The organism is Brevundimonas diminuta (assembly GCF_039673845.1).
GTDB lineage: Bacteria > Pseudomonadota > Alphaproteobacteria > Caulobacterales > Caulobacteraceae > Brevundimonas > Brevundimonas diminuta_E.
This window is the reverse complement of record NZ_JBDJMK010000013.1, coordinates 19,545-46,219: the sequence shown is the minus strand read 5'-3', so window position 1 is coordinate 46,219 and position 26,675 is coordinate 19,545. Positions and strand designations below refer to the sequence as shown.

Sequence of the window (26,675 nt, the reverse complement as noted above, 5' to 3'; positions counted from 1 at the left end):
GTTTTTCCGCTAGGGGAAGTCATGACAGAGAAGATGACCCCCCAGGCGGCGCTGGACCGCCTCGAAGCCCTCTACAATCAATCCGTCGCCAATCTGCGCCAGGCCGTAAAGACCTTCCTGGCGACCGGCGAGCGCGCCGAGCCCGAGGCGCGCGCGGAAGGCCTGTTCGCCTATCCCCGCCTGACGGTGACCTGGTATGGCGACCGCCCCCAGAACCTTGAGACCCGCGCCTATGGGCGCCTGTCCTGGCCCGGCGTCTATACGACGACGATCACTCGCCCGGACCTGTTCCGCACCTATCTGCTGGAGCAGCTGACCCTGCTGGCCAACGAATACGACGCCGATTTCAGGGTCGAGCCGTCGGATCAGGAAATCCCCTTCCCCTATGTGCTGGACGGCTCAGACGTGGTGCTGGACCGCACCATGACGGCGGCCATCGCCCGCTGGTTCCCGACGACGGAACTGGCCCACATCGGCGATGAAGTCTCCGACGGCCTGTGGGAGCCGGGCGAAGAGCACCCGCTGGCCCAGTTCGACGCCCTGCGCACCGATTTCTCGCTGGCGCGGCTGCGGCACTACACCGGCACGCCGGTCGAGGACGTGCAGAGCTTCATCCTGTTCACCAACTACAACCGCTATGTCGACGAGTTCGTGCGCTGGGCCACGGCCGAGATCGCCGATCCCGACAGCCCGTATGAGAGCCTGTCCTGCGCCGGGGGCGTGGTGGTGACGCGCGCCACCGACGACCCGGAGGCGGCCATCATGGACGCCGCCTGGCGCAAGCATCAGATGCCCGCCTATCACCTGACGCGGCCGGACGGTCAGGGCATCACCCTGGTCAACATCGGCGTCGGCCCATCCAACGCCAAGACGATCTGCGACCACCTGGCGGTCATGCGGCCGCACGCCTGGATGATGATCGGCCACTGCGGCGGCCTGCGCGGCAGCCAGACCATCGGCGACTATGTGCTGGCCCACGCCTATCTGCGCGACGACCATGTGCTGGACGCCGTCCTGCCCGCCGACATCCCCATTCCGAACATCGCCGAGGTGCAGCGCGCCCTCTATGACGCGACCAAGCTGGTCTCGGGCGCGCCAGGCGAAGAGGTGAAGAAGCGCCTGCGCACCGGCACCGTCGTCACCACAGACGACCGCAACTGGGAGCTGCGCTATTCCAAGTCGGCCCTGCGCTTCAACCAGAGCCGCGCCGTCGCCATCGACATGGAAAGCGCCACCATCGCCGCCCAAGGGTATCGTTTCCGGGTGCCCTACGGGACGCTGCTGTGCGTGTCCGACAAGCCGCTGCACGGCGAGATCAAGCTGCCGGGTCAGGCCAACCGCTTCTATGAAGGCTCGATCTCGGAGCACCTGCAGATCGGCATTCAGGCGGTGGACCTGCTGCGGGCCGAAGGCAATCGCCTGCACTCGCGCAAACTGCGCGCCTTCGACGAGCCGCCTTTCCGTTAAGAGGGCGCTATCGCTCGCCGCGCGGCGGCTCCCTGCTTGAGCGCGATTTCTCCCTCCCCGCCCCGGGGAGGGTGGTCGCGTAGCGACCGGGTGGGGGGGGGGCTAGGTGATTAGGGCGCGCCTGAATAGCCAGGCCGCCCCCATCCGGTTTCGCTCTTGCTGGCTCAATCACCCTCCCCGGGACGGGGAGGGTGAGGTCTTGTGCTTGTGCCTAAGAAAGAACTTTACAACACAAAGTTCTTGGCTCACCTTTTGCCTCACAGGCAGGGAGAGACGCCATGACCCGCGATCAGGTTCAATCCGTTCACGACGACATCGCCTATATGAAGGCCCTCGCTCAGGAGGGGCGGCAGGCGCCTCTGGTGGGCGGACGCATCCTTGTGACCGCAGGACTGGTGTTCGGCGTTGCGGCCCTGATCCACTACGCCATCAACAGTGGGCTGATCGATATGGCGCCGGTCGCCTATCTGGTTCTGTGGGGCGCGGCCATGCTGATTTTCTTCGGCGCCCTGATCGTTGAGACGCGGCGATGTGCGGGCAAGCCGGGCGCGCAGTCGGCGGGTAATCGCGCCGCCGGTGCAGGCTGGATGGGCGCCGGCCTTGGCATCTTCGTCATGTCCCTGGCGATGGGCGTGATCGGCTGGAAGACCCAGAGCAATGCTGTGGCCGCCGTCTTTCCGTCGCTGATCTTCGCCCTTTATGGCGTGGGCTGGTCCGTTTCGGCGACGATGAGCGGGCAGAGGTGGCAGTGGTATCTGGCGATCGGATGCTGGATCGCTACGCCGCTGATCGCCTTTCTGATCGGCAGTCCAGCGATGTGGCTGGGTTATGCCGCGGGCCTGTTTCTCTTCGCCCTCGTTCCGGGTCTGATCTTGATGCGTCAGGAACCGGCGGAGACCGTCTGACATGACCGCAGCAGAACCGGCCCCGGATGCGGTCGAGGATTTCGACATCGGCCGCATCGACGAGGTGATCCACGGCCGGATGCGTCTGGGGATCATGGCCTGCTTATCCAGCGTCGAGAGCGCCGAGTTCGGCGAGCTCAAGGCCCGTCTGCAGGCGACGGACGGCAATCTGTCGGTGCATTTGCGCAAGCTGGAGGAGGCGGGCTTCGTCGCCGTGTCCAAGAGTTTTCAGGGCCGCAAACCCCTGACGCGGGCCAACATGACCGAGGCGGGGCGCGACGCCTTCCTCGCCTATCTGGACGCCATGTCGGCTCTGGTGGCGGGGCGTTAGCCGCACTGGCGTCCGGCGTGGAACAGGCTAAGGAAGAGGGTCATGAGCGACCGTCTTCCGCCGTTCGAGGCTATCGACAACTTCCGCGACTATGGCGGTTACGCCGTGGACGGCCGCCAGCTGGCGCGTGGGCGGCTTTATCGCGCCGCGCATCAAGCGAGGGCGACGGATGCGGATGTGGCGCAACTGGATGCGCTGAAGCTGGCGGCGGTGGTCGATCTGCGCCGCCCCAGCGAGCGTAGGGCCCAGCCCTCGCGACGCCCTGCCGGATGGGCCGGGACGCTGATCGAAAGCGACCATGATGACGGCGGCGAGGCGCCGCACCTGACCTTTCTGAAGACCGCCGACCTGACCGAGGCGTCGGGCCGCGCCTTCATGACCGAGACCTATCGCCGTCTGCCGTTCGAGGCGGCCCATGTCGATCTGTTCGGCCGCTACTTCCGCCTGCTGGCGGACGCTGAGGGGCCGGTGCTGATCCACTGTGCGGCGGGCAAGGACCGCACCGGCCTGCTGGCGGCGCTGACCCACAGCCTGCTGGGCGTCGCCCATGATGATCTGATGGCGGACTATCTGGCCACCAATGCGGCGGTCAGGCTGGAAGAACGGGCCGAGGAAATGGCGAGCAGGCTGACGGCGATGACGGGGCGCACGGCGTCGCATGGGGCGGTTGTCGCCTTTCTCGGCGTCGAGGCTGCCTATCTGGACGAGGCTTTCAGCGCCATCCGCGCGCACAGCGGCTCGGTCGACGGCTATCTGGAGCGCGTGCTGGGCGTGGAGGGGCCGCTGGCCGACCGTATCCGGGCCCGACTGGCGCCGTGAGCGGACTGCCCGCGCTCTGTGCCGAGGCGCATCCGTGGCGTGATCCTCTGGCGACGGCGGCGGGCCTGAACCGGCGCGCGGGGGCGCTGGCCCTGCTGGCGGGGGCGGGCGATCCACAGGCGCACGGCGGGCGCTGGTCCTTCGTGGCCTGCGAGCCGGATCAGATCCATGTCGGGCGGGCCGAGGACGGCGCCTTGTTTCAGCGCCTGCGCGAGCCTGATTTTGCAGGCGGCGGCGTGGTCGGCCTGATGAGCTATGACGCCGGCGCGCGTCCCGCGACGGGCGAGCGCGGCGGCGACTGGCCGGACCTGATGCTGGCCCGCTATCCCGCCATTCTGGCCTTTGATCATCACGAGCAGGCGGTGCAGGCGATCGGGCGCGGAGGCGACGCCGATGCTGCGCGCCGTGAAGCCCGACGCGCGGCCGCGTGGCTGGAAACGGCGGTCGCAGTTGAGACGCCCTCGCCCCCATGCGATCGCGTGATCGAGGAAGGCGCGGGCGCGGCCTATGAGGCGGCGGTGGCGGATGTGGTCGCCCGCATCGCGGCGGGGGAACTGTTTCAGGCCAACATCGCGCGCGCATGGGCCGGGCGTCTGTCAGCCGGGCGCGATCCTTTCGAGGTCTTTCTGAGATTGTCAGCCGGGCGGGGCGCGGCTTACGGCGCCTTCTGGCGGCTGGGCGAGCGGGCGCTGGTGTCGAACTCGCCCGAACTGTTCCTGTTCTTTGACGCCGACAGCGGCCGGATCGAGACGCGGCCGATCAAGGGCACGCGCGCGCGGCACGCCGATCCGGCGCGCGATGCTGCGCTGGCCGCCGAACTGGCCGCCAGCGCCAAGGACCGGGCCGAGAACCTGATGATCGTCGATCTGATGCGCAACGATCTGGCGCGGGCGGCGCAGCCCGGGTCGGTCAAGGTCGAGCGCCTGCTGGAACTGGAGCGCCATCCGACGGTGCATCACCTGGTCTCGACGGTGGCGGCTGTGGCGGCGCAGGGTGTAGGCCCGGCCGAGGTTCTGGAGGCCGCCTTCCCGCCCGGCTCGATCACCGGCGCGCCCAAGCATCAGGCGATGAAGGTGATCGCGGGCCATGAGCCGCCGCGCGGTCCGTGGTGCGGCTCCCTGTTCGGCTGGGGGCTGGGCGCGCAGCCGCGGCTGACGGCTTCCGTTCTGATCCGCACCGCGGCGTTCGAGCAGGACGAATACGGCTGGCGATGGCGCGCACAGGCCGGCGCAGGCATCGTCGCCGACAGCGACCCCCGCGCCGAACGGCTGGAGACCGAGGCTAAGTTCCGGGCGCTCAGGGAGGCTATGATCGGTGCGGATCAGCAGTCGGGGCAGACGATCTGCTTTTCTGAACGCGGCAGAAGAAAATAACGTCGACGGAAGGTGATGTCCTTGTCCAGGGCGCTGGGGATCAACAACTGATAGCGGTATTCGGTTTCGCCCAGGATCAGCGTCTCTCCATCGGAAATCAGATCCGGGGGCAGGGCGTCGACGCGTGATCTGAGTTCGCGCGGCGCCATGTTCCGTCCGTTGGCTCGACTCCACTGGACCGTAGCGACTCCGCGGGAATCGACAGTCACGCTGGACACGCGGATGGACAGGCGGTTCACGGCGAAGGGCTGCATGATGATGTCACCGACCCAGAAGGCGCTGTCGAGATCCTTTTTCGACGTGCCGTCTGACTGCGCGATCAGGTCGGCCACGATAGAGGCGACATGGCTTGCTCGACGCTCGGCCATATAGGCCTGGCTGAACACGACCAGTCCTAAATAGATCAGGATCATCATTGGTGCGATCAAGGCGAACTCAATTGCAGAGACGCCTCTCTGATCACGCAGCAACTGTTTCGGCATATCCGTCAGGCGCTTGTCTCGCATCAGTAAGGCTCGTTACGGAACGCAAGGGCGGTCGTCAGCATCACGCGCCCATCCTTGGTGCGAGACACAGCCTGAGCGATGAAGGGCGTGTGGATGGCATGCTCATACCAGATGCGCACCAGAACCCGTTCGCGCGGGGCGCCGGGTTGGTATTCGAGAGCGTCGGGATCGAGGACGCCTGATTCCATGGGATCGTCCTTCGGCTTGCTGGTGAAGTCGTCGAGGACGCGGATGTCAACGTAGGCGCGGCGGGAGCACTCGCCAGAGAAAACGCTCATATTGGCGCATAGATGCGCCTTAATGTCTTCGGGCTTGAGCTGTTTGGTCTGAGCCTGGCCGGTGCGGATCTGGCGGCTGGTGTTCGACGCTGCGGTTTCCAATAAGGCGTCGACCAGCAGCATCATGCCGATTTCCAGTATGCCGAAAAGCAACAGGAAAAAGGGCAGGGCCACCAGGGCGAACTCAACCGCCGTGGAGCCTTCCCGGCGGCGCCTGGAAGAGAGGTTGCGTATCAGGTCCGACCCATAGCGCATGAAGATCAGGGCGCTGTAGCGCCGCGACCAGCCGGAGCGCAGCGGGTCCCGCACGCAACATCGACTGCTTCGCCGCCGCGCCAGACGCGCACGGAGCCAGTCTCGCCGGGGCTGACCATGACCTGGCGCCGGAACAGCGGGCGCCCCAAAGCGTCGACCGCGATGATTTCCGTCAGCCCGTAGCTCTTGCCGGTTATAAACAGGGTGCGCGCGTCGGTGACGGCCACATCCGCGATCCGGGGATTGGCCACGATGACCGATCCGGCGGGGGCGCGCAATTGCACCTGGGTCGCTTGGTTGATCGGCACGTCGAGAGGAGCCTGTTGCGCCTGTGCCGATGCGCCTGCGGTCAGCGTCGTTGCCAGGCTGAGGCCGGCGATGACGTGGGATAGGCGCATGGCAGGTTTCCTTCACAAGGCCCAGGCTTCGGTTGAAATGTGCGCGTGGCGCTTAACCGTAATGCTGACGCTTAAAGGTCAAGAAAATCTGAAATTCGACGCCGAGGCATATTGAGTGACTGAATTAGGTAAACGGGCAAGTAACCATCAATAATTGTCGATGGGGGTGATATTTTACCTGCTCTTAAGGCGTGTCGGCGCATTGTCTTCATGCAAACGGGGGTCAAGAGGGCATAACCGACGACCCTGATGATGGGTTTCAATGCTCGTTATTTATACAGAAGGAAGACAGCAGATGCGTAACTTTGTTACTCGCTTCGCCAAAGACGAATCCGGTGCTACGGCTATTGAGTATGGCCTGATCGCCGCTCTGATCGCTGTTGCGATTATTGGTGTCGTAGGCACGATGAGCGGCAGCCTGAAGAACACCTTCACGAAGGTTTCGACCGAGCTGGATAAGGCCAATACGGCTAAGTAAGGTTTATGGGGACCAGCGGTTTCAGCCGTTGGTCCCCATATTTTCGAGTTTGTAAACTCGCTGAATAGGCTGCGCACAGAATTGGAAACGCGTGCATGAAAGACCTGTCTCTGGCTTTGATGCTTCTGCCTGTTTTCGCCGTTGTGGCTGCTCTGCATGATGTCGTGACCATGAAAATCCCGAACTGGATTTCAGGTCTGCTGATCATCAGCTTTTTTCCTGCCGCTTTCATGATGGGGCTGCCGCTGGGCGACGTCGGGGTTTCGACTGGGCTCGCCGTGGCTGCGCTATTGGTCGGCATGGGCATGTTTGCGATGAACTGGATCGGCGGAGGTGACGCCAAGCTTCTGGCGGCGTCCATGTTGTGGATGGGAGCGTCCGCAGGTCTGCCCTTTGTTCTTTATACGGCAATTGCTGGCGGCGGCTTCTGCCTGATGCTGATGACGGCGCGCAGTCATCTGCCGTTTTTCGCCCAGACCGGGCCCGGCTGGGTCGTGCGCTTGATGCAGCCGAAAGGCGACATTCCCTACGGCGTTGCGATCGCCATCGGCGCCTTGCTCGCTTATCCGTCCAGCCCACTGATGGCGGCCTTCATCGCCGGTTGATGACGTTGTTCGCTAAGGACTGTCCCGCTTAGGGACGCGTTAACCTCGCTCCGGCAGAATGGTTAATGGCAAGTGGCGGCTGGATAGGGTTTCCGTTGCGCTCGCCGGAGACCGTCCATGAAGCCCGCCAAGATCGCCGTCATCTGCGTTGCAGCCCTCGCGGCCATCGGGCTGGCGTTGGTCGTGCGCGCCATGGGGTCTTCCGGAGCGCCGGATACAGCGACATCCGCCGCCGTCGAGACCCGTTCCATGGCCAAGGTTCTTGTGGCCGCCCGCGACCTGGAGCCGGGCCGCCGTTTGGTCGAGGCCGATCTGAGTTGGAAAGACTGGCCGCTCGACGAACTGAATCCTCTTTTTATCACTGAGGGCGCAACGACGCCGGTACCGGCAGAAGGTGCTGCCGCTGAAAACGAAGCGGTGGACGCCGACAAGAGCGGTGTCGTCGAAAAGGCCGTGAAGGCCGTTACGGAAATCAATACTGCGGGCGCCAAGTCGGACTATATCGGCGCGGTCGTGCGCGAACCCATCCTGGCCGGAGAACCTTTGGTGGCGCGCAAGATCGTGCGGGCGGGCGACAGCGGCTATATGGCGGCCTATCTGGAGCCGGGCATGAGGGCCATGGCCATCAGCGTGACAGTCGAGACGGCGGCGGGGGGGTTCATCTTGCCCGGCGACCGCGTCGATGTGCTGTTGACCCGTGAGATCAAGTCTAACTCGACCGATGTCAGCGGCCCGCGATACGCCACGGCCACGGTCATGCGAAACGTCAAGGTCCTGGCTATCGATCAGAGCACCCGGGCAGCCGCCGATGAGCAGGCCGTTGTCGGCGCCACGGCGACTCTGGCTGTTACGGGGCGGGACGCTGAGGTTTTGGCCCTGGCGCGTTCGGAGGGGGACCTGTCGCTGGTGTTGCGATCGTATGCCGATACGGCCGGACCGTCGGGCCATGTGCCGGGCACGATGCGCGGACCGGCGGCTGCCGGCGGTTCGACGGTGCGCATCTATCGCGAGGGGCAGGTCGAGACGGTGACGACGCCATGAGAACAGCGATGGAACGATCCGGCATGAAACGTTTCTCTGCCGCTGCGTGCGCCGTCATGATCGCCTTGGGCGGCTTTGCGGCGTCTGGCGGGGCGTGGGCGCAGACGCGGGCCTCCATCACCGCTGGATCAGCGCCGCAGATGGTCAACTTGCCGCGCGGCTCGTCCTTTGCGATCGACCTGCCTGCGGATGCGCGTGACGTCATCGTCTCCAATCCAACGGTGGCGGAGGCCATGCTGCACTCGCCCCGGCGGATCACTATGATCGGCCTGGCAGGCGGCGAAACAGATGCTGTCTTTCTGGACGCTGCCGGACGCACCATCCTGGCGCTGCGGGTCCGTGTTGATGCGGGGGTCAGCGCGCTTCAGGACACGCTGAGTCGTGTCGCGCCCGGATCCAATTTGCGGGCTGAGGCCGTCAATGACAGCATTATCCTGACCGGGGTCGCCGCCAGTCCGGTCGAGGCGGATCGCGCCGCACAGGTGGCGCGCGCCTTCGTCAGCGGGCCGGAAAAGGTCATGAACATGATCGCCGTCGCCGGATCGGATCAGGTGACGCTGAAGGTTCGCGTGGTCGAGGTTCAGCGCAGCGCCATCAAGCAACTGGGGTTCGACACTCAGGCCGTGATCGGTCGAGTCGGTAATACGCAATGGCTTCTAGGGAACAGTGCGACCTGGGGCGTCAACGGGTCGCTGCTGGGCGGCATTACAGGCGGCATCACACGTGACACGACAAAGAACTTTCAGATGCAGATGCCCTGTGGTCCGCCATGGCCAGACGGTTCGCTGTGCCCTGTGACCGTCGACGGCAGCCCGGGCGATCCTTCCAACTGGGATACGGCCCAGTCCAGCACTGGGCCTGGTTCTGATGGCCTGAACAAGGGTCAGGCCATGCTCAAGGCTTTTGAGCGTGTGGGTCTGGTGCGAATGCTGGCCGAACCGAACCTGACTTCGGTCAACGGAGAGGCTTCCAGCTTCCTGGCCGGTGGTGAATTCCCGGTCCCGACCGGCCGCGACCGTGAAGGACAAATCACGGTCGAATATAAGCCATATGGTGTCGGTCTGTCGTTCAGGCCGGTCGTCCTGTCCGAGGGGCGTATCAGCCTGCAGGTTAAGGTCGAGGTCTCCGAACTGACGCCGCAGGGCGGCTTGACCATTGGCGCGGGAACGCCGTCCTCCATCACCCTGCCGGGTCTGAATGTGCGACGCAGCGAGAATACGATTGAGCTGCCCTCGGGCGGGTCGATGATGATCGCGGGCCTGTTGCAGGAATCGACGCGCCAGAGCGTGGACGCCCTGCCGGGGATGACCAACTTGCCGGTGCTGGGGCAACTGTTCCGCTCACGCGACTATCTGATGGGTGAGACGGAACTGGTGGTTATCGTCGAGCCCTATATCGTCACGCCGACGTCGCCGGACCGGATGCAGACGCCAGCCGATGGGCTGCGTATCGCGCATGACGCACAGACTATTTTCTTCGGCCAGTTGAACCAGGTCTATGGATCGCCCGCACCGACCGTTCAGGCAGGCGCCGGTTGGCGCGGTCCCGTCGGCTATGTGATCGAGTGAGCGCCATGATCCGAACTGCTTCCATCTCTGTTCTTGTCCTTGGTTTTGCGTTGAGCGGTTGCGTCGGCGGACCTGCCAGTTTGGGCGGTGAGCCGCCCTTGACGCCGACGTCGCGGTTCGCCCTTCAGGTTGAACCAGGTCTGGACCGCATCGCTCTGGCTGTTCACGAGACGGGCCTGTCGCCTAATCAGCACGCGGCGCTGGATGCTCTGATCGGCCGCTTCGCCATAGAGGGCGCGCCGATGCTGGTGATCGAGGCGCCTGCAGGCGGTGACCCTGCGGCGACCCGTACGGCATGGAACATCCGGGCGGCGCTTGAGGCGGCTGGCGTGCCGAGTGATCGCGTTCAACTGGCGGGTTATGATGCGCCAGATCCGCGTGCGCCGGTTCTGGCCGGGTTCGAGACGGTCCGCGCTGTCGTCCCGCAATGCGGGACGCAATGGGGTAATCTGGGACGGACCGGAGACAATCAGTCGGCCTCCAATTTCGGCTGCGCGGTGAATGCCAACCTGGCCGCACAGATCGCCAATCCTCGCGACATCATCGCGCCGCGCGCCATGGACCCGTCGGACATGAACCGGCGCACGGTTGTCTTCGATAAATACCGCGAGGGCGCTCAGGTTTCGTCTCAGCGCGAGCCGCTGATTGCTCGAGCCAAGATCTCTCAGGCCGTGCAATGACTACCGCGCCCAAGCCTTTTCCTTCTCAGGCGGTCGACCCTCTGGACGGCTATGATCTCGATGATGAGTTCATGGATTTGGGTGGAACGCATGGATTGACCTCGGCGCCAGTCACAGGAGAGGCTTTCGATCCGCTGAATTTGATGCAGGACGTGCGCCGGCCGGCGGTTGACACGCCTGCGCCAATGGTAACGGCGCCGCCTCCCGCGGCGAGTATGCCAGCGCTGGAAACGGCGGCGGCCCTGACGACCGGGGGCCCGGCCTTTGTCGAGGTGTCCATCCCGCGCATCGGCGTGCATATTTTCGCTGAGCGTCAGGACACGGCCGACGCGGCCGAGCGCGCGGGGCAGGACCGTCGCATGACGCGCGCCACGACCCAGATCCGGCTGGGCGGGGTGCAGGCGGCCATCGAGGCCTATCAGGCCGAGCCGACGCCGCCGCTGATCATCGTTGAAAGCCTGAAGGCGCCGCAGGACCTGCTGTCCGAGATCGACCAACTGGCCGAGGTCTGCGATTCCGGCACCAAGGTCGTCATCATCGGCGCCACCAACGACATCCTGCTGTTCCGCGAACTGATGCGCCGGGGCGTCAGCGAATATCTGGTGGCGCCGGTTCAGCCGCTGCAGTTGATCGCGGCCATCGGCGGTCTGTTCTCCGATCCCAGCCAGCCTTTCGTCGGCCGGACCATCGCCTTTGTCGGCGCTCGCGGCGGGGCAGGCGCCTCGGCCGTAGCGCACAACACCGCCTATGCGATGAGCGAGCGGATCGGCGTCAACACCGTCATCGTCGATTATGACCTGCCGTTCGGCACGGCGGGGCTGGACTTCAATCAGGATCCACTGAACGGCGTGGCGGACGCCCTGAGCCGCCCGGATCGTCTGGACGCCACCCTGCTGGACCGGATGATGGTCCGCTGCACCGATAAGCTGAGCCTGTTCGCGGCGCCCGCCACGCTCGAGACGGACTGGGACATCGGCGCCGAGGCCTTTGAGGAAGTCACCAACCGCATCCGTTCGACGGCGCCCTTTGTGGTGCTGGACCTGCCGCATCTGTGGTCCGGCTGGATGCGACGGGCGCTGATCGCCGCGGATGAGGTGGTGGTGGTGGCGACGCCTGATCTGGCTTCGCTGCGCAACGCCAAGAACATGATCGACCTGATCAAACAGGGGCGGCCCAACGACGCCCCGCCGCGTCTGGTGCTGAACCAGGTCGGGATGCCCGGACGGCCTGAAATACCGGCCAAGGATTTCGGCGCGGCCCTGGGGGTTCACCCCAGCCTGACCATTCCCTTCGACGCCAAGGTGTTCGGCGCGGCGGCCAATAACGGCCAGATGATCGTCGAATCCGCTGCGAAGACGAAGACCTCAGAGGCGTTCGAGACTCTGGCGCAGATCGTGACGCGCCGCGAACTGCCCGCCGCCCCCGCGCGCGGCGCAGCGCGGGTCAGATCGACGGCGAAGGCGGGGGGCGGCTCTCTGCTCGGCTCCCTGTTCGGCAGGAAGTCCTAGCGGATGTTCGGCAAGCGGACAGCGCAGCCGGGGCAGGTGTCCGTCGCCCCCCGGCCGGTTGCGGCGGGCGCGGATGTGGCCGAGGCGCCGCGTCGCCGCGCGCCTGAACCTGTCGACGGCTTCTCGGCCGAAGATCTTGATCCGCTGGCGCCGCCGCCGGTCGTCGCGCCGCCAACCGTTCCGTCTGCGGCGACGCCGCGCAGCGACCGGCTGGATGCGCTGGACGGGCTGTCCGGACGCAAGCCGCAGGCGGCGCCGCCGTCCGCCGCTTCGGGGCCTCGCGCCACGGCCGGGCTGGAGCAGCTGAAAAAGGCGCAGGCCGTCGCTGAAATCGTGCGCGAGCAGAGCGACTATTACCACGCGACGAAGACGACCATCTTCAACGCCCTGATGAACACCATCGATCTGGCCCAGCTGGCGCAGCTGGATCAGAAGACGGCGTCCGAGGAAATCCGCGACATCGTCGCCGAACTGGTGGCGATCAAGAACGTCTCCATGTCGGTGGCCGAGCAGGAACATCTGGTTCAGGACATCCTGAACGACGTCCTCGGTTATGGGCCGCTGGAACCCCTTCTGTCGCGCGACGACATCGCCGACATCATGGTCAATGGCGCAGGACGCGTCTTCATCGAGGTCGGCGGCAAGGTGCAGCTGACCAATGTGCGTTTCCGCGACAACGCCCAGCTGATGAACATCTGCCAGCGGATCGTTTCCCAGGTCGGCCGCCGCGTCGATGAAGCCAGCCCCATCTGCGACGCCCGTCTGCCCGACGGCAGCCGTGTCAACGTCATCGCCCCGCCTCTGGCCATCGATGGGCCGACGCTGACGATCCGGAAGTTCAAGAAAGACAAGCTGACGATGCGCAATCTGGTGGAGTATGACTCCGTCAGTCCGGAATGCGCGCGGGTTCTGGGCGTCATCGGCGCCTCGCGATGCAATCTGGTCATCTCGGGCGGGACGGGGTCGGGCAAGACCACCCTGCTGAACACCCTGACGGCCTTCATCGACCCGACCGAGCGCGTCATCACCTGCGAAGACGCCGCCGAACTTCAGCTGCAGCAGCCGCACGTGGTGCGCCTTGAAACCCGGCCACCGAACCTTGAGGGGCAGGGCCAGATCACCATGCGCGATCTGGTAAAGAACTGTCTGCGGATGCGCCCCGAACGCATCATCGTGGGCGAGGTGCGCGGCCCTGAGGCCTTCGACCTGTTGCAGGCCATGAATACCGGCCACGATGGTTCGATGGGCACGCTGCACGCCAACAGCCCGCGTGAAGCCATCAGCCGGATGGAATCGATGATCACCATGGGCGGCTACGGCCTGCCGTCCAAGACCATTCGCGAGATGATCGTCGGCTCGATCGACGTCATCGTTCAGGCCGCCCGCCTGCGCGACGGTTCGCGCCGCATCACCCACATCACCGAGGTGGTGGGGCTGGAAGGCGATGTCATCGTGACCCAGGACCTGTTCGTCTATGAGATCACCGGCGAGGATGCGGATGGCCGCATCACCGGCCGCCACCGCTCGACCGGCATCGCCCGCCCGCGCTTCTGGGACCGCGCCCGCTATTACGGGCTGGAGCGGGAACTGGCCGAGGCCCTGGACGCGGCGGAGTAGGGGTCATGCTGCTTCCGATCCTTGCGGCGGTTCTGGCCTTCATCACCATCGGCGGCGTGGGCTGGGTGCTGGTCAGCGGCGATGACGCCTCGGATCAGGCCGTCAAGCGCGCCAAGACCATCGGCGGCGTCCGCGCCGAAGCCGTGGCCAACGCCAAACGCGCGGCCGTTGCCAACACGCCCGAGGCCCGTCGCAAGCAGATCATGCTTCAGCTGAAAGAGCTCGACCGGCGCGAACGCAAGGCGCGCATGACGATGAGCGCCAAGCTGAAGCAGGCGGGGCTGAAGATGTCGATGCGCGTCTTCATCATCATCAGCGTCGTTGCGGGACTAGTGGGCGTCCTGATCGCCTTGGGTCTGGGCGCGAACATCATCCTGGCGCTGGGCGTCGGCGTCGTCATGGGGCTGGGCCTGCCGCGTTGGCTTGTGGGTATGAAGGCCAAGGCGCGGATGAAGAAGTTCTCCATGGCCTTTCCCGATGCGGTCGACATTCTTGTGCGTGGCATCAAGACCGGCCTGCCGGTTCATGAGTGTTTCAAGATCATCGCCCGCGAAAGCCCCGAGCCGCTGGCCGGAGAATTCCGCTCTCTGGTCGAGGGACTTGGCGTGGGTCTGACGCTCGCACAGGCGTTAGACAAGATGTATGAGCGCATCCCGACGCCTGAGCTGAAGTTCTTCTCCATTGTTATCGCCATCCAGCAGAAGTCGGGCGGCAACCTGGCCGAGGCGCTCGGCAACCTGACGGCGGTGCTGCGCGCCCGGCGGATGATGGTCGAGAAGATCAAGGCGCTGTCTTCGGAGGCCATAGCCTCGGCCGGCATCATCGCCTCCCTGCCGCCGGCGGTCATGATCCTCGTTCTGTTGTCGAGTCCCGGCTATATGATGCTGATGTTCACCGACATCCGGGGCCAGCTGATGCTGCTGGGCGCAGGCCTGTGGATGGGGATCGGCGTCTTCGTGATGAAGCGCATGATTTCCTTCAAGTTCTGAGACGGAGACGGCGATCATGAACGGCTTCATGCGTTTCATCACCGACCCGCAGAACCTGCTGAGCGTGGGCGTCGGCGTGGCCGTCTTCGCCAGCGTCCTGACCCTGCTGTCGTCCTTTGTCGGGGGCGGCGCACGGCTGGATCGCCGGATGAAGGCCGTCGGCGAACGGCGCGAGGAGCTGCGTCGCCGGTCGCGTCAGGCCATTCGCGGCGGCGAAGGGTCGGGCCTGCGCCAGACCGACGACAGTTTCCGCAGCCGGGTGGTCAAGCGCCTGAACCTGATCAAGTTGCTGGAAGACCCCAAGGTGGCCGACAACATGGCCCAGGCCGGGTTTCGCGGACCGGGGCCGCTGAACACCTTCTACTTCTTCCGCTTCGCCACGCCCTTCATCCTGATGGGACTGACGGCCTTCTATCTGTTCGGCGTGGTCAAGCCGGATTTGCCTGTGACCACCTATATGGCCATCGTCGTGGGGGCGGCGGGCGTCGGCTTCTATGCGCCGAACATCTATCTGAAGAACATGATCGACAAGCGGCGGGCTTCGATCATGGCGGCCTTTCCGGACTCGCTGGACCTGCTGCTGATCTGCGTGGAATCGGGCATGTCGATCGAGGCCGCCATCCAGAAGGTCAGTCAGGAAGTGGGCAGCCAGTCCATCGAACTGGCCGAAGAGCTGTCCCTGTTGTCGGCTGAGCTCAGCTACCTGCCGGACCGCCGCATGGCCTATGAAGGCATGGCCAAGCGGACCCAGCATCCGGGCATCAAGGCTGTGGCGACCGCCATGACCCAGGCTGAGACCTATGGCACCCCGCTGGGATCGGCGCTGCGCGTCATGGCCAAGGAAAACCGCGACCTGCGTCTGGCCGCCGCCGAGAAGAAGGCCGCCGCCCTGCCGGCCAAGCTGACCGTGCCGATGATCCTGTTCTTCCTGCCGGTGCTGTTCGTGGTGATCCTGGGCCCGGCCATCATCAACATTCAGGATATGATGGCGAACCGCTGAAGCGCCCGTTTCAGCCTTCTTCCGCCACGCGCTTCAGGGCCTCGCTGATGGCCTGATAGGCGGGACGGATGCGGGCGCGGTGTTTGTCGTGGAACAGCTCGGCGCGCAGGCCGGTGAAGACCGTGCCGTGCGAGATGATGCAGGCGCCGCGCTCAAGCTCCTCGATCTCATAGTAACGCAGGGTGCGGAACAGGAAGCCGCGCCGTTCGACCCAGACCAGCTGGGCGTTGGGCTCCCACTCGCCCAGCTGCGCCTGCACCTGACGCTCGCCCAGGTCGGGCAGGCGCTCGGTGAGGTTGATGGGCGCCCCGAAGCCCAGCTTGCCCTGGACCTCCACCTCATGCGGATTCCAGCGGCGCCAGCCGTCGAAGTCCGTCAGCACGTCCCAGATGCGTTCGGCCGTGGCGCGCACGCCGATGCGGTTCTCGATGCGGATCGTTTCCATGGCGCTTCCTGTGGCACGGCTTTTCGCGTTTAGGAAGACGGCGCCGTCGGCCTTTGCCCTTGGAGCGCCCGCCGCGCCGCGTTAAGTCCGGCCTCAAGCGCAAAGGAGCCGCCATGATCACCCGCATCCAGCCCGACCGCCGCATGAGCCAGGCCGTGATCCACGGCCAGACCATCTATCTGGCCGGACAGGTCGGAGAGCCCGGTCAGGACGTCGCCGACCAGACGCGCACCGCGCTGGCCGAGGTCGAGGCCCTTCTGGCCGAATGCGACAGCGACAAGTCGAAGATCCTGTCCGCTCAGGTCTGGCTGGCCGACATCGCCGATTTCGAGGCGATGAACGCGGTCTGGGACGCCTGGGTCGATCCGGCCAATCCGCCCGCCCGCGCCACCTGCGAGGCGAAGCTGGCCACGCCCGACTACCTTGTCGAAGTCATCGTCGTGGCGGCGCGCTGACATGGCCCGCGTCATCACCAGCGAGAGCGAGCTGGAGCGCTTCAGGGCGACGCGTGTCACGGCCCTCTACCGCCTCGACCTGATCGAAAAGGGCGCGCAGCTGACCTATGAGGACGGCACGCCGGTCGACATGGCGTCCGAGGCCCGCAGGCTGAAGGAACAGGTCGCCGACATGGACCGCCGCATCGCCCGACTGGAAGCGGCGGCGGAAAAGCCATGAGTCTGGACAGCGTCCGCGCCTTCTTCGCGCAGAAGGCGCCCGACATCTCCATCATCGAACTGGATGTCAGCACTGCGACCGTGGCCGAGGCGGCCGCCGCCCATGGCGTCGAGCCGGGACAGATCGCCAAGACCCTGTCGCTGCGCGCGGGCGACCGGATCGTGCTTCTGGTCACGACAGGCGATGCGCGTCTGGACAACGCCAAGGCCAAGGCGGCCTTCGGCGGCAAGGTGAAAATGCTGGATCTGGCGGAGGTCGAGGGCGTGACGGGCCACCCGGTCGGCGGGGTCTGCCCCTTCGGCCTGGCGACGCCGCTGCCGGTCTATTGCGACGTGTCGCTGAAGGCGTGGGACGTGGTGATCCCGGCGGCCGGCGCCATCCACTCGGCCGTCCACATCGGCCCTGAGCGGATGGCCGATCTGACCGACGCCGTATGGGTCGACGCCTGCCGTTAGGCTGAGGCAGGCGGCGTCTCACTCAATAGAGCCGCGATGTGCGCCAGCTTGTCCGGGTTGCGGGTGATGAAGACCTCGGCGATCTGGCCTTGGACGATAGTCAGCGCCGTTGTCTGTAGGATTCGCCCGCGTTCCAGGCTGACATAGCCGGGCAGGCCATCGATCCAGACCGGCCGGATCATCTCAGAGCCTTCGTGGCCATATTTGCGATGCAGCCCGGCATAGAGACGCAGCAGTTTCGGCGCGCCGTGAATGGCGTTGTGGAAGGCGATGACCTTGCCGCCGCCATCCGATCTCAGCGTCACATCCGCCGTCAGAAGCGCGCTGAGGGCGGTGGTGTCTCCGGACTTCGCAGCCTCAAAGAAGGCGTGGGCGAGACGCTCCCCTTCCTCTGGTTTGGCGGCGTAGCGGGGGCGGGCGGCCTGGATATGGCGGCGTGCGCGACTGGCCAACTGCCGCACGGAAACAGGGTCGCGCTCAAGGGTCGTCGCCACCTCGTCAAAGTCGACATCAAAGACGTCGTGCAGCAAAAAGGCCGCGCGCTCCAACGGCGACAAGCGCTCCATCGCCGTCATCAGCGACAGGGTCAGATCATCGGCGAAGTCCTCGACGCCTGACGCAGGCCCGGTGATCAACGGCTCGGGCAGCCAGGCGCCGACATAGGTCTCGCGCTGCATCCGGGCGGACTTCAATCGGTCCAGCGCCAGACGGGTCGTGGTGCGCGTCAGCCAGGCGCCGGGCTCGTGGATTTCGGTCGGGTCGATGCGGCTCCATCGTAGCCAGGCGTCCTGCGCCACGTCTTCGGCTTCGGCCACAGAGCCGAGCATCCGATAGGCCAGACGCGTCAGCCTCGGCCGATGCGCCTCAAAGGCCTCCGTGACGGGGTCAGGCTGCGACACGCGCCGGGCCTGCCGGATGGGCCGAGCGGAAGCCGACGGCGAGCCGGTTCCAGACATTGATCGCTCCGACGGCGAAGGCCAGGTTCACCTGCTCTGTCTCGCTGAACTGGGCCTTGAGCGCGGCGTAGTCCGCGTCGGACGCCTGAGACTGCTCAATGCGGGTCAGGCTCTCGGCCCAGGTCAGGGCGGCGCGTTCGCGCGGGCTGAACAGCGAGGATTCCCGCCATGCCGCCAGCAGGTGCAGCCGCACCTCGTCTTCACCCGCCGCGCGGGCGTCGGCGGTGTGCATGTGCAGGCAATAGGCGCAGCCGTTGATCTGAGAGACGCGGATCTTGATCAACTCCAGCAGGCTGTGTTCCAGACCGCTGGCGGCGACGGCCTGTTCCAGCCGCACCATCGCCTGATAGGTTTCGGGGGCAGCCTTGGCGGGGTTGGTTATGCGCGGGGTCATGTCGTGGCTCCTGTGGCTTGGGGACGTATCCCTTCATGACGAGACAGGCCGCCGGATTGTGACATGACCCTGCGGATCAGGGCTTCAGACGCTCCAGAACGGTGACGATGACGCGCTCATAGGCGTCGGTCAGGGCGCGCAGTTCGGCTTCGGGCACGCGCTCGTCGACCTGGTGCATGGTCTGGCCGACCAGGCCCAGCTCCAGCACCGGGCACAGGGCGCGGATGAAGCGGGCGTCGGAGGTGCCGCCGGTGGTCGAGGCTTCCGGGCGGCGGCCCAGCACAGCCTCCACCGCGTCTTGCACCGCGCTGACGAAGACGCCCGGTTCGGTCAAAAAGGCCTCACCCGAGCACATGTGCTCCAGATCGATCTGCAGGCCCGTCTCGGCCTGAAGGGCGCCCGCCTCGCGGTTCAGCCAGTCGATCAGGCCGTCGCCCGTATGGGTCGGGTTGAAGCGGATGTTCAGCCGCGCCTTGGCCTCGGCCGGAATGATGTTGGTCGCCGGATTGCCCACGTCGATGGTGGTGATTTCAAGGTTCGAGGGCGGGAACTCCGGATAGCCATCGTCGAGGACATGGGCGTCGAGGCGCGCCAGCAGGCGGGCCACGACCGGGGCCGGATTGGCGGCGCGGTCGGGATAGGCGACGTGACCCTGCTTGCCGTGGACCGTGATCCAGGTGTTCAGCGAGCCGCGCCGTCCGACCTTGATCATGTCGCCCAGATGCTGGGCGGAAGACGGCTCTCCGACCACGCAGGCGTCGATGACCTCGCCCTCGGCGGCCAGAGTCTGGACCACGCGCTTGGTGCCGTGCAGGGCCGGGCCTTCCTCGTCGCCGGTGATCAGGAAGGACAGCGATCCCTCGACGTCTCCTGACGCCAGCACGCGCGAGACGGCGGCGACCCAGGCGGCGATGCCGCCCTTCATGTCCACGGCGCCCCGGCCATAGAGGACGCCGTCGCGCGTCTCGCCCTCGAACGGTCCGGCGCTCCAGGCCTTCAGGTCGCCGATCGGAACCACATCCGTATGCCCTGCAAAGCACAGGTTGGGCGAAGCCGTCCCGCGCCGGGCGTAGAGGTTCTCGATCCGCGCGTCGTGGCCGACGCCGGTCGGCCCCTCGAACACCATGCGGCGGCAGGTGAAGCCAAGGCCCGTCAGGGCGCGCTCCAGCACGTCCATCGCCCCTTCATCGGCGGGGGTGACGGAGGGAATGCGGATCAGGTCGCGGGTCAGTTCGACAGGATCGATGACGGATTGTGATGCGGCGCTCATGGCCTAATGCTTTAGGCATATCCTGCACCCGCGAGAAGGCCCGAAAACCGTGCCCAAGATCGACATCGACAGCGCCCCGACCCGCCATGGAACCGGATACCCCGACGAATTCGCGGCCCCCTGCAAATCACTGCGGCGGTGGCGGCTGGGCGATGCGGTCGGTCTGGATCAGTTCGGGGTCAATCTGTTGCGTCTGCCGGCCGGGGCCTGGTCCAGCCAGCGTCATTGGCACGCGGCCGAAGATGAGTTCGTCTGGGTAATCGAGGGCGAGGTTGTCCTGATCGAGGACGAGGGCGAGATCGTCCTGCGCGCCGGCGACTGCGCCGGCTTCAAGGCGGGGGTTGCGAACGGCCATAAGATCGAGAACCGCAGCGGCCGTGAAGCGGTGCTGCTGGAGGTCGGCAGCCGTCGCCCGACCGAGGACGCCTGCGACTATCCCGACATCGACATGATCCAGCCCCAGGGCGCCGACCGATACTTCCATCGCGACGGAACCCCCTATCCGAAGACGCCGCGAAGAACGTGACCACAGACAGTATCGACCCCGCTCCGACCGTTCCGCCCCAGCCGCCGACTGAACCTCATGACGGCGGCCCGTCCAGTCCCTGGGCCATCGCCGACTTTCGCCTTTTGTGGCTGGGGCGGCTGGCGGCGGTGCTGGGCATACAGATCCAGTCCTCGGCCCTGTTGTGGCAGGTCTATGAGATCGCCCGCCGCGATCACCCGATCGAAGAGGCCAGCCTCTATCTGGGGCTGGTCGGCCTGTGCCAGTTCCTGCCGCTGCTGGCCTTCACCCTTCCGGCCGGGGCCATGGCCGACCGGCGTGACCGCAAGCACACGGTGACCCTGTCGAACGCGGTCGAGGGCCTGTGCGCGGTGGCCTTCCTGATGATGGCGCTGCATGGCTCGCCGCCCCTGTGGGGTCTGCTGGCGGTGGCCGCCGTCTTCGGCGCGGCGCGCGCCTTCCTCGCCCCGGCCAGTCAGGCCTTCCTGCCGATGGTGGTGGGGCGCAAGGCCCTGCCGCCCGCCATCGCCGCCCAATCCATCGCCTTCCAGACCGGCGCCATCGCCGGACCTGCGCTGGGCGGGGTGATCGTCGCCCTGTCCGTGCCGCTGGCCTACGCCTTTTCTGTCGGCCTGTTCCTGATCGCGATCATCTGCTTTGTGCTGATCCGCACGCGCGGCAAGCCGCAGGTCGACCCGTCCAAGCTGGGTCCGGTGCAACAGGTCCGCGAAGGTCTGGCCTATGTGTGGAAGACCAAGATCGTGCTGGGCGCCATCTCGCTGGATCTGGTCGTCGTCCTGCTGGCCGGTGTGGCGCTGCTGACGCCGATCTTCGCGCGCGACATCCTGCATGTCGGCGCCGTCGGCTTCGGCCTGTTGCGGGCGTCGTTCGGCGTCGGCGCCCTGGTCATGGCCATCTATCTCAGCCGCTTTCCCATCGTGCGCCACGGCGGGCGCTGGATGTTCGGGGCGGTGGCCATGTTCGGCGTCTGCACATTGATCTTCGGCCTGTCGAAAAGCGTCTGGCTGTCGGGAGCCGTGCTGTTCCTGGGCGGGGCGGCGGACATGATCAGCGTCAACATCCGCCAGACCCTGATCCAGCTGGCCACGCCCGATCACATGCGCGGGCGGGTGTCGTCGGTGTCCATGCTGTTCATCGGCGCCTCTAACGAGCTGGGCGAGGCCTATTCCGGCGTCATGGTGCGCCTGCTGGGCCCGATCGGCGCGGCGGTGTTCGGCGGCGTCGGCGCCCTGGCCGCGACCGGAATATGGGCGCGGGTCTTCCCCGATCTGAGGAAGGCGAACCGGCTGACCTAGGTCCTTCTCCCCTTGTGGGAGAAGGTGGCATGCGCAGCATGACGGATGAGGGGTGGCGGCGCGGCGTCTAAAATTCTGGCGTCCGCTGCGGAGACAACCCTTCAGGCCGAGGCGCTCACACCCCTCATCCGAGCGCCTCCGGCGCCCACCTTCTCCCACAAGGAGAGAAGGATCGGTCAGCCCCAGGGGCGGAAGTGTTTCGACAGCTTGAGGCCTTGACTCTGGTAGTGGCTGCCGCCCTCGCCGTAGAGGCGCGAGGGCCGTTCCGTCAGCGGTTCATAGACCAGTCGGGCGACGATCTGGCCGTGCTCCAGCAGGAAGGGTGTGTCGTGGGTGCGGACCTCCAGCACGCCCTTTGACCCGGCGCCGTGGGCTTCGTCCGTGCCGAAGCCGGGATCGAAGAAACCGGCGTAGTGGACGCGGAACTCGCCGACCGAGGGGTCGATCGGGGTCATCTCGGCGGCCTGATCGACCGGGATCTCCACATCGTCCGACGAGGCCAGGATGTAGAACTCGCCCGGGTCCAGCAGCAGTTCGCCGCGGCGCAGGGTCAGCGGCTCCCAGAAGTCGCGCGGGTCGTGGCCGTCGATGTGGTCCATGTTGACCACGCCCGCGTGGCGGCGGCCGCGATAGCCGACGACGCCGTTGTCGCCCGCGCGCAGGTCGACGCCGACGCTGCGGGTCTCCAGCTTGGGCGGTTCGCCCGCCTTGAGGCGCAGCTGGTTCAGGCGCGTGCCCGGCTTGACCAGGATGGAGAAGGTCTGGGGCGCGATTTCCAGATAGAGGGGGCCGTCATAGCCTTCGTCCACATCGTCGAAGCTGCCGCCCTGATCGGTCAGCAGGCGCACGAAGACGTCGACGCGGCCGGTCGAGCTTTTCGGGTTGGCGCGGGCGTTCAGCCCCTTGGGCAAGCTGAGGCGTTCCTGCAGGCGGGCGATATAGACGCAGCCCTTCTCCATGACATAGCCGCCCGACAGGTCGATGGCGTGCATGGCGACGTCGGCGATGCGTTCCTCGACCTTGCGCTGGCCGGGCAGGAAGGACGCGCGCACGCGCCAGGCCTGATCCGACAGGCGCAGGTCGATGCTGGCGGGCTGGACCTGATCGACATCGAACGGGGTGTCGGAAGCGATGGCGCCCGTCGCGATCAGGGTCTCAATGCCCTGGAAGGGAAGGATGCCGGGCTGGTCGGGAAACTGAAAGCGGGTCATGCCGTCCTGTTCTCACACGGATTTCGTCGTCTGTGTAGCGCGTCAAAGAAGACAGACGCTTGAACCCCGCGCACGGCGGGCTGCATATAGCGCATGCACTCCGCTCCTGCCTACTCCGCCGAGACCGAAGGCGTCGTCGTTCGCGTCCGCCCCTCCTATCTGGCGGGCCAGTCGGACCCGGCCGAAGGGCGCTGGGTCTGGGCCTATCAGGTCGAGATCGTCAATCTGAGCGGCGGCCCGGTGCAGCTGGTGGCCCGGCGCTGGACCATCACCGACGCGCTGGGCCGGGTCGAGGAGGTGCGCGGCCCCGGCGTGGTCGGCGAACAGCCGCTGATCGAGGCAGGCGACAGCTACGCCTACGCCTCGGGCTGCCCGCTGACGACGCCTTCGGGCTCGATGGTCGGCGCCTATTTCATGCAGGACGCTGAAGGCCGGATGTTCGAAGCCGCCATCCCGGCCTTCAGCCTGGACGTGCCGGATTCCCGGCGTGTCCTGAACTAGCCGCGCCGCGCCGCCGTCAGCCGCAACAGCTGCGGCGTCAGCAACAGTACCAGGATCGGCGCGATGGCGAAGACGGCCGACAGCCAGAAGGCGGCCGAGGCTGCACCCTCGACCCCGCCCGGCGTCGCGATCCCGGCGACGTTGGCGATCATGCCTGCGCCCGCCGCGCCCATGGCGATGGCGAACAGCTGGACGGTGGTCATGGCGCCGCTGGTCAGGTCGCGCTCGTCATCAGGGGCGTTCTGGAACACGCGCGTCACCAGCGCAGGCCAGACCAAGCCGATGCCGAAACCGACCAGAAACAGGCCCAGACACACGCCCGCCAGCACGCCTGCGCCTCCAGCCGTTTCAATCGGCAGGAAGACCGACATCAGGATCAGCCCGCCCAACATCAACACAGGACCGGCGAACAGCAGGCGCGTGCCCGATCCGCCCTGCCAACGGCTGCTGACCAGGGTGGCGAAGGTCCAGCCGAAGGCCATCAGGGCGGCCAGATACCCCGCCCACAGCGGCGACTGGGCGTGCAGGGTCTGAAGCAGATAGGGTACGAAGATCTCCGCCTGCATTCCCGCCATCAGCAGGGCGATGGTCAGATAGAGCGCGCCCAGCGGCGTCTTCAGGCTGAACGAGCGGCGCGGCAGAAGGCGCGCCTGCGAACGTCCGTCTACGACGGCGATCAGGACGACCAGAGCGACCGCAGCGCCCAATCCGGTCAGGTTCCATGCCAGCAGCGGCGACAGGCTTCCGGCCGAAACGCTGAGCACCGCTCCAGACAGCAGGACCAACTGGAGCAGAGGCAGACGGCCGCCGCCGTCTTGCGCTCCGTCGCGCCCCGGAAGGGTGGTCAGGGCCAGCAGGATGAACAACGCCGCCACCGGGACCAGCGAGCCGAAAGCCAGCCGCCAGGCGCCCATCTCGGCGAACAGACCGCCGACCGCCGGGCCGATCAGGGTGGCGACGCCGAACATGGCCGAAATGACGCCTATGACCCGGCCCCACAGAGCCTCGGGGAAGACGATGCGGGTCACGGCGTAGGCCAGGGCGTACAGCAGGCCGCCGCCGAACCCCTGAATGAAGCGGCCGCCCAGCATCACCGGCATGGAGGGCGCCAGCGCACAGATCAGCGAGCCGCTCGCGAAGATCAGGGCCGCCGCCGCATAGGCCGCGCGGGGGCCCGTCGCGCGCAGAAACGGGGCGGTCAGGGCCGCCGCCAGGATGGAGGCCAGAACGAACAGGGTCGTGGTCCAGGCGTAGAAGTCCAGTCCGCCTATGTCCTGCACCGCCGAAGGCATGACGGTGGTGGCGATGTAGATGTTGACGGAATGCAGGACGACGCCGCCCGCCAAAGCCAGGGCGTAGACGCCGTTGCGCCCGGTCAGAAGGGCGCTCCACCCCGGCGGGGCGTCGTTGGGCGTGTCGGTCATATCGGTTCTCAAGGAGGCGGCAGGGCTGCCGCAAGCCGATGGGTCTTTAGAACCTCAAGTAGACTTGAGGTCAAGCGCGCGGCGGTCAGACCGGCGGGATCAGATGTCGCGGCCCCGGCCCCTCCAGACTCAGCACGTCGTCGGGGTTGCGCAGCGGGCATTCGTCCAGCGACAGGCAGCCGCAGCCGATGCAACTGGTGATCTGATCCCTCAGCTGGGTCAGGGCGGTGATCCGCTCCTGCAGCATGGCGCGCCAGGCCTCGGAGAAGCGGCGCCAGTCGGCGGCGTTGGGCGTGTGGTCGTGCGGCAGGTCGGTCAGGGCCTCGCGCACCGTCGCCAGAGGGATGCCCGCGCGCTGGGCGATGCGGATGATGGCGATGCGGCGCAGGACGGCGCGGGGATATCGGCGCTGATTGCCCTCGGTGCGCCAGCCTTCGATCAGGCCCTCGGCGTCATAGAAATGGATGGTGGAGACGGCCACGCCGCTGCGTCGCGCAACCTCGCCGACCGACAGGGCCGACTTCAGCGCGGACATGAGCAAACCTCGAGCATGGCTGAGGTATGGTGAAGCTGGCGGCGTGATGCAAGCGGTCGGCTGTGCGGCCAACTCCGCTCTCAAGCAGCGCGAAGCGCGTTAGGGCGGCAAAAACTCTCAAGCAGCGCAAAGCGCGATAGGGCTAAACAAAAAACCCCTCGCCAGAGGCGAGGGGGGATGGGACTGCGTCAACCCGGATGAACCGCAGTCCCGCCCCGGAGCCCGCCGGCAAGCGGCGGGGCGGACGGCGGCCCCTGTAAGAGGCGTTCGTGTCGGCCGTGGGGCCGAAAGCCGACGACGCGGCGGCTGCCCTGCTCAGGCAGAGAACGGCAGCGTCGCGAGCGATAGCCACGCTTCAGCTCAAGCAGCGAGCCGCCGCGCGGCGAACGATAGCGAACTTAGATATACCGGCGCAGGCTGCGGGCCAGGTCGGACGAGGCGTCCTTGCTGGCGCTCTTGCGGACCTGGGGCTGGTAGGCGACGCGGGCGTGTTCGACGCAGTAGACGCCTTCCGAGGCGCGGCGGCCGCAGAAGCTGAAGTCGCTGGTCGACGGGTCGCCGATCGGCCATTTGCACATGTGGGCGCCCAGCGTCAGCACTGTGGCGGTGCCGGGCAGGTCCGGGGCGGCGATCGGCGCCGGTGCCTGCGCCGCCGGAGCAGCGACGACCGGGCGCGGAGCCACAGCCTCGATGCGGCGCGGGGCCGACGGGGCCTGCACCGGCGCGGCCGGCGCGGCGGCGCGCGGACGGGCGGGGCGGAAGGTGGTGCGCGCGGGTTGCGACGGCGCCGCCCGGCCCGACAGGCCCAGACGGTGCACCTTGCCGATCACGGCGTTGCGGGTCACGCCGCCGCCAAGGGCCTTGGCGATCTGGCTCGCTGACTGGCCTTCCAGCCACAGCTTCTTGAGCGCGCCGACGCGGTCTTCGGTCCAGCCTGGGTTCATGTCGCCCTCCCGGGAGAAGTCGGATTCAATATCTTGTGCCGGAGTCCGAATTTCGGCCCCTCATCACGCCTCTAATCGTAAATCACCCCTTAAAACACGCAATATGTGGGAATTCACCTGTCCACAGAAACTACATCTAGTATGGTTAATGTCCCGATTTGACTCAATTTCTTGGGCGTCATCCACAGGCCCCATGCCTTGCGAAACCGGCTTGGCTGTCGCATCT

Annotated in this window: 31 protein-coding genes; 20 read left to right on the top strand and 11 right to left on the bottom strand. The window is 66.3% G+C overall.

Annotated elements, in window-relative coordinates; translation table 11 throughout:
- Nucleotides 1-21 precede the first annotated feature (21 nt).
- The 5 genes from ABE454_RS14740 (at nt 22) to ABE454_RS14720 (ending at nt 4,895) form a co-directional block, all read left to right on the top strand.
- A complete protein-coding gene (locus ABE454_RS14740) occupies nt 22-1,467 on the top strand; it encodes an AMP nucleosidase (RefSeq protein ID WP_346532846.1) in 1,446 nt (481 codons plus the stop codon).
- Nucleotides 1,468-1,745: 278 nt separating this feature from the next.
- Nucleotides 1,746-2,372, top strand: a complete 627-nt coding sequence (locus ABE454_RS14735) for a hypothetical protein (protein ID WP_346532844.1) — start codon at nt 1,746-1,748, stop codon at nt 2,370-2,372.
- A gap of 1 nt (nt 2,373) precedes the next feature.
- Nucleotides 2,374-2,703, top strand: coding sequence for a winged helix-turn-helix domain-containing protein (locus tag ABE454_RS14730; protein WP_346532842.1), 330 nt, complete (start codon nt 2,374-2,376; stop codon nt 2,701-2,703).
- 42 nt (nt 2,704-2,745) lie between these two features.
- Complete coding sequence (locus ABE454_RS14725) at nt 2,746-3,522, top strand: tyrosine-protein phosphatase (RefSeq protein ID WP_346532840.1); 777 nt, start codon at nt 2,746-2,748, stop codon at nt 3,520-3,522.
- Nucleotides 3,523-3,770: 248 nt separating this feature from the next.
- Nucleotides 3,771-4,895 (top strand): chorismate-binding protein, encoded by a 1,125-nt coding sequence (locus ABE454_RS14720; RefSeq protein WP_430826492.1) that lies wholly within the window; start codon nt 3,771-3,773, stop codon nt 4,893-4,895.
- Here ABE454_RS14720 and ABE454_RS14715 read toward each other — a convergent pair.
- Genes ABE454_RS14715 through ABE454_RS14705 form a run of 3 tightly spaced genes read right to left on the bottom strand, consistent with a single transcriptional unit; the run spans nt 4,844 to nt 6,332 of the window.
- Entirely contained in the window at nt 4,844-5,401 is a 558-nt protein-coding gene (locus ABE454_RS14715) for a TadE/TadG family type IV pilus assembly protein (protein WP_346532837.1), read from the bottom strand. The genes ABE454_RS14720 and ABE454_RS14715 overlap by 52 nt on opposite strands.
- Nucleotides 5,401-5,988 (bottom strand): TadE/TadG family type IV pilus assembly protein, encoded by a 588-nt coding sequence (locus tag ABE454_RS14710; protein WP_346532835.1) that lies wholly within the window; start codon nt 5,986-5,988, stop codon nt 5,401-5,403. Before ABE454_RS14710 ends, ABE454_RS14715 begins: the two co-directional genes overlap by 1 nt.
- Nucleotides 5,940-6,332 (bottom strand): pilus assembly protein N-terminal domain-containing protein, encoded by a 393-nt coding sequence (locus tag ABE454_RS14705; protein ID WP_346532833.1) that lies wholly within the window; start codon nt 6,330-6,332, stop codon nt 5,940-5,942. The genes ABE454_RS14710 and ABE454_RS14705 overlap by 49 nt, the downstream gene beginning before the upstream one ends.
- Nucleotides 6,333-6,627: 295 nt before the next feature.
- Here ABE454_RS14705 and ABE454_RS14700 point away from each other — a divergent pair, with 295 nt between their 5' ends.
- The 9 genes from ABE454_RS14700 to ABE454_RS14660 all read left to right on the top strand — a co-directional run bounded on the left by ABE454_RS14700 (nt 6,628) and on the right by ABE454_RS14660 (nt 15,818).
- On the top strand, nt 6,628-6,810 hold the full coding sequence (locus ABE454_RS14700) for a Flp family type IVb pilin (protein WP_346532830.1): 183 nt from the start codon (nt 6,628-6,630) through the stop codon (nt 6,808-6,810).
- A gap of 95 nt (nt 6,811-6,905) precedes the next feature.
- Nucleotides 6,906-7,415, top strand: a complete 510-nt coding sequence (locus ABE454_RS14695; protein ID WP_346532828.1) for an A24 family peptidase — start codon at nt 6,906-6,908, stop codon at nt 7,413-7,415.
- A 117-nt stretch (nt 7,416-7,532) separates the two neighbouring features.
- Nucleotides 7,533-8,456 (top strand): Flp pilus assembly protein CpaB, encoded by a 924-nt coding sequence (cpaB, locus tag ABE454_RS14690; RefSeq protein ID WP_346532826.1) that lies wholly within the window; start codon nt 7,533-7,535, stop codon nt 8,454-8,456.
- Between the two features lie 23 nt (nt 8,457-8,479).
- Entirely contained in the window at nt 8,480-10,024 is a 1,545-nt protein-coding gene (locus ABE454_RS14685; protein WP_346532824.1) for a type II and III secretion system protein family protein, read from the top strand.
- A 5-nt stretch (nt 10,025-10,029) separates the two neighbouring features.
- Nucleotides 10,030-10,704 (top strand): CpaD family pilus assembly protein, encoded by a 675-nt coding sequence (locus ABE454_RS14680; protein WP_346532822.1) that lies wholly within the window; start codon nt 10,030-10,032, stop codon nt 10,702-10,704.
- Nucleotides 10,701-12,212, top strand: coding sequence for an AAA family ATPase (locus tag ABE454_RS14675; protein WP_430826464.1), 1,512 nt, complete (start codon nt 10,701-10,703; stop codon nt 12,210-12,212). The genes ABE454_RS14680 and ABE454_RS14675 overlap by 4 nt, the downstream gene beginning before the upstream one ends.
- Before the next feature lie 3 nt (nt 12,213-12,215).
- Entirely contained in the window at nt 12,216-13,829 is a 1,614-nt protein-coding gene (locus ABE454_RS14670) for a CpaF family protein (protein ID WP_346532818.1), read from the top strand.
- A gap of 5 nt (nt 13,830-13,834) precedes the next feature.
- Complete coding sequence (locus ABE454_RS14665; protein WP_346532816.1) at nt 13,835-14,818, top strand: type II secretion system F family protein; 984 nt, start codon at nt 13,835-13,837, stop codon at nt 14,816-14,818.
- A gap of 16 nt (nt 14,819-14,834) precedes the next feature.
- Nucleotides 14,835-15,818, top strand: coding sequence for a type II secretion system F family protein (locus ABE454_RS14660; RefSeq protein ID WP_346532814.1), 984 nt, complete (start codon nt 14,835-14,837; stop codon nt 15,816-15,818).
- Nucleotides 15,819-15,828: 10 nt separating this feature from the next.
- Here the strand turns inward: ABE454_RS14660 and ABE454_RS14655 are convergent, their stop codons facing one another.
- Nucleotides 15,829-16,263: an SRPBCC domain-containing protein gene (locus tag ABE454_RS14655; protein ID WP_346532812.1), complete on the bottom strand. Its 435-nt coding sequence runs from the start codon at nt 16,261-16,263 to the stop codon at nt 15,829-15,831.
- A 113-nt stretch (nt 16,264-16,376) separates the two neighbouring features.
- Here ABE454_RS14655 and ABE454_RS14650 point away from each other — a divergent pair, with 113 nt between their 5' ends.
- From ABE454_RS14650 to ABE454_RS14640, 3 genes are read left to right on the top strand one after another with little or no spacing between them, the layout of a single operon-like run.
- Nucleotides 16,377-16,718, top strand: coding sequence for a RidA family protein (locus tag ABE454_RS14650; RefSeq protein ID WP_346532810.1), 342 nt, complete (start codon nt 16,377-16,379; stop codon nt 16,716-16,718).
- Nucleotide 16,719: 1 nt separating this feature from the next.
- The gene (locus ABE454_RS14645; RefSeq protein ID WP_346532808.1) at nt 16,720-16,938 is read left to right on the top strand and encodes a hypothetical protein; all 219 of its coding nucleotides are present in this window, start codon (nt 16,720-16,722) and stop codon (nt 16,936-16,938) included.
- A complete protein-coding gene (locus tag ABE454_RS14640) occupies nt 16,935-17,393 on the top strand; it encodes a YbaK/EbsC family protein (protein WP_346532807.1) in 459 nt (152 codons plus the stop codon). The genes ABE454_RS14645 and ABE454_RS14640 overlap by 4 nt, the downstream gene beginning before the upstream one ends.
- Here ABE454_RS14640 and ABE454_RS14635 read toward each other — a convergent pair.
- The 3 genes from ABE454_RS14635 to dapE all read right to left on the bottom strand — a co-directional run bounded on the left by ABE454_RS14635 (nt 17,390) and on the right by dapE (nt 20,013).
- A complete protein-coding gene (locus ABE454_RS14635) occupies nt 17,390-18,292 on the bottom strand; it encodes a sigma-70 family RNA polymerase sigma factor (RefSeq protein ID WP_346532805.1) in 903 nt (300 codons plus the stop codon). The genes ABE454_RS14640 and ABE454_RS14635 overlap by 4 nt on opposite strands.
- The gene (locus tag ABE454_RS14630; RefSeq protein WP_346532803.1) at nt 18,279-18,743 is read right to left on the bottom strand and encodes a carboxymuconolactone decarboxylase family protein; all 465 of its coding nucleotides are present in this window, start codon (nt 18,741-18,743) and stop codon (nt 18,279-18,281) included. The genes ABE454_RS14635 and ABE454_RS14630 overlap by 14 nt, the downstream gene beginning before the upstream one ends.
- 76 nt (nt 18,744-18,819) lie before the next feature.
- The gene (gene dapE / locus ABE454_RS14625) at nt 18,820-20,013 is read right to left on the bottom strand and encodes a succinyl-diaminopimelate desuccinylase (protein WP_346532801.1); all 1,194 of its coding nucleotides are present in this window, start codon (nt 20,011-20,013) and stop codon (nt 18,820-18,822) included.
- Between the two features lie 49 nt (nt 20,014-20,062).
- Here dapE and ABE454_RS14620 point away from each other — a divergent pair, with 49 nt between their 5' ends.
- Complete coding sequence (locus ABE454_RS14620; RefSeq protein ID WP_346532799.1) at nt 20,063-20,539, top strand: cupin domain-containing protein; 477 nt, start codon at nt 20,063-20,065, stop codon at nt 20,537-20,539.
- A gap of 11 nt (nt 20,540-20,550) precedes the next feature.
- Entirely contained in the window at nt 20,551-21,834 is a 1,284-nt protein-coding gene (locus ABE454_RS14615) for an MFS transporter (RefSeq protein WP_430826490.1), read from the top strand.
- Between the two features lie 176 nt (nt 21,835-22,010).
- Here the strand turns inward: ABE454_RS14615 and ABE454_RS14610 are convergent, their stop codons facing one another.
- Nucleotides 22,011-23,045: a 2'-deoxycytidine 5'-triphosphate deaminase gene (locus ABE454_RS14610; protein WP_346532795.1), complete on the bottom strand. Its 1,035-nt coding sequence runs from the start codon at nt 23,043-23,045 to the stop codon at nt 22,011-22,013.
- A gap of 93 nt (nt 23,046-23,138) precedes the next feature.
- Between ABE454_RS14610 and apaG the strand changes: the two genes are divergently transcribed.
- Nucleotides 23,139-23,546: a Co2+/Mg2+ efflux protein ApaG gene (gene apaG / locus ABE454_RS14605; RefSeq protein WP_346532793.1), complete on the top strand. Its 408-nt coding sequence runs from the start codon at nt 23,139-23,141 to the stop codon at nt 23,544-23,546.
- Here apaG and ABE454_RS14600 read toward each other — a convergent pair.
- From ABE454_RS14600 to ABE454_RS14590, 3 genes are all read right to left on the bottom strand, one after another.
- A complete protein-coding gene (locus ABE454_RS14600; RefSeq protein ID WP_346532791.1) occupies nt 23,543-24,970 on the bottom strand; it encodes an MFS transporter in 1,428 nt (475 codons plus the stop codon). The two genes, apaG and ABE454_RS14600, sit on opposite strands and share 4 nt — an antisense overlap.
- A gap of 85 nt (nt 24,971-25,055) precedes the next feature.
- A complete protein-coding gene (gene soxR / locus ABE454_RS14595; protein WP_125900343.1) occupies nt 25,056-25,505 on the bottom strand; it encodes a redox-sensitive transcriptional activator SoxR in 450 nt (149 codons plus the stop codon).
- 398 nt (nt 25,506-25,903) lie between these two features.
- Nucleotides 25,904-26,449 carry a GcrA family cell cycle regulator gene (locus tag ABE454_RS14590; RefSeq protein WP_346532789.1) on the bottom strand — a complete coding sequence of 182 codons (546 nt, stop codon included), beginning with the start codon at nt 26,447-26,449 and terminating at the stop codon, nt 25,904-25,906.
- Nucleotides 26,450-26,675 lie beyond the last annotated feature (226 nt).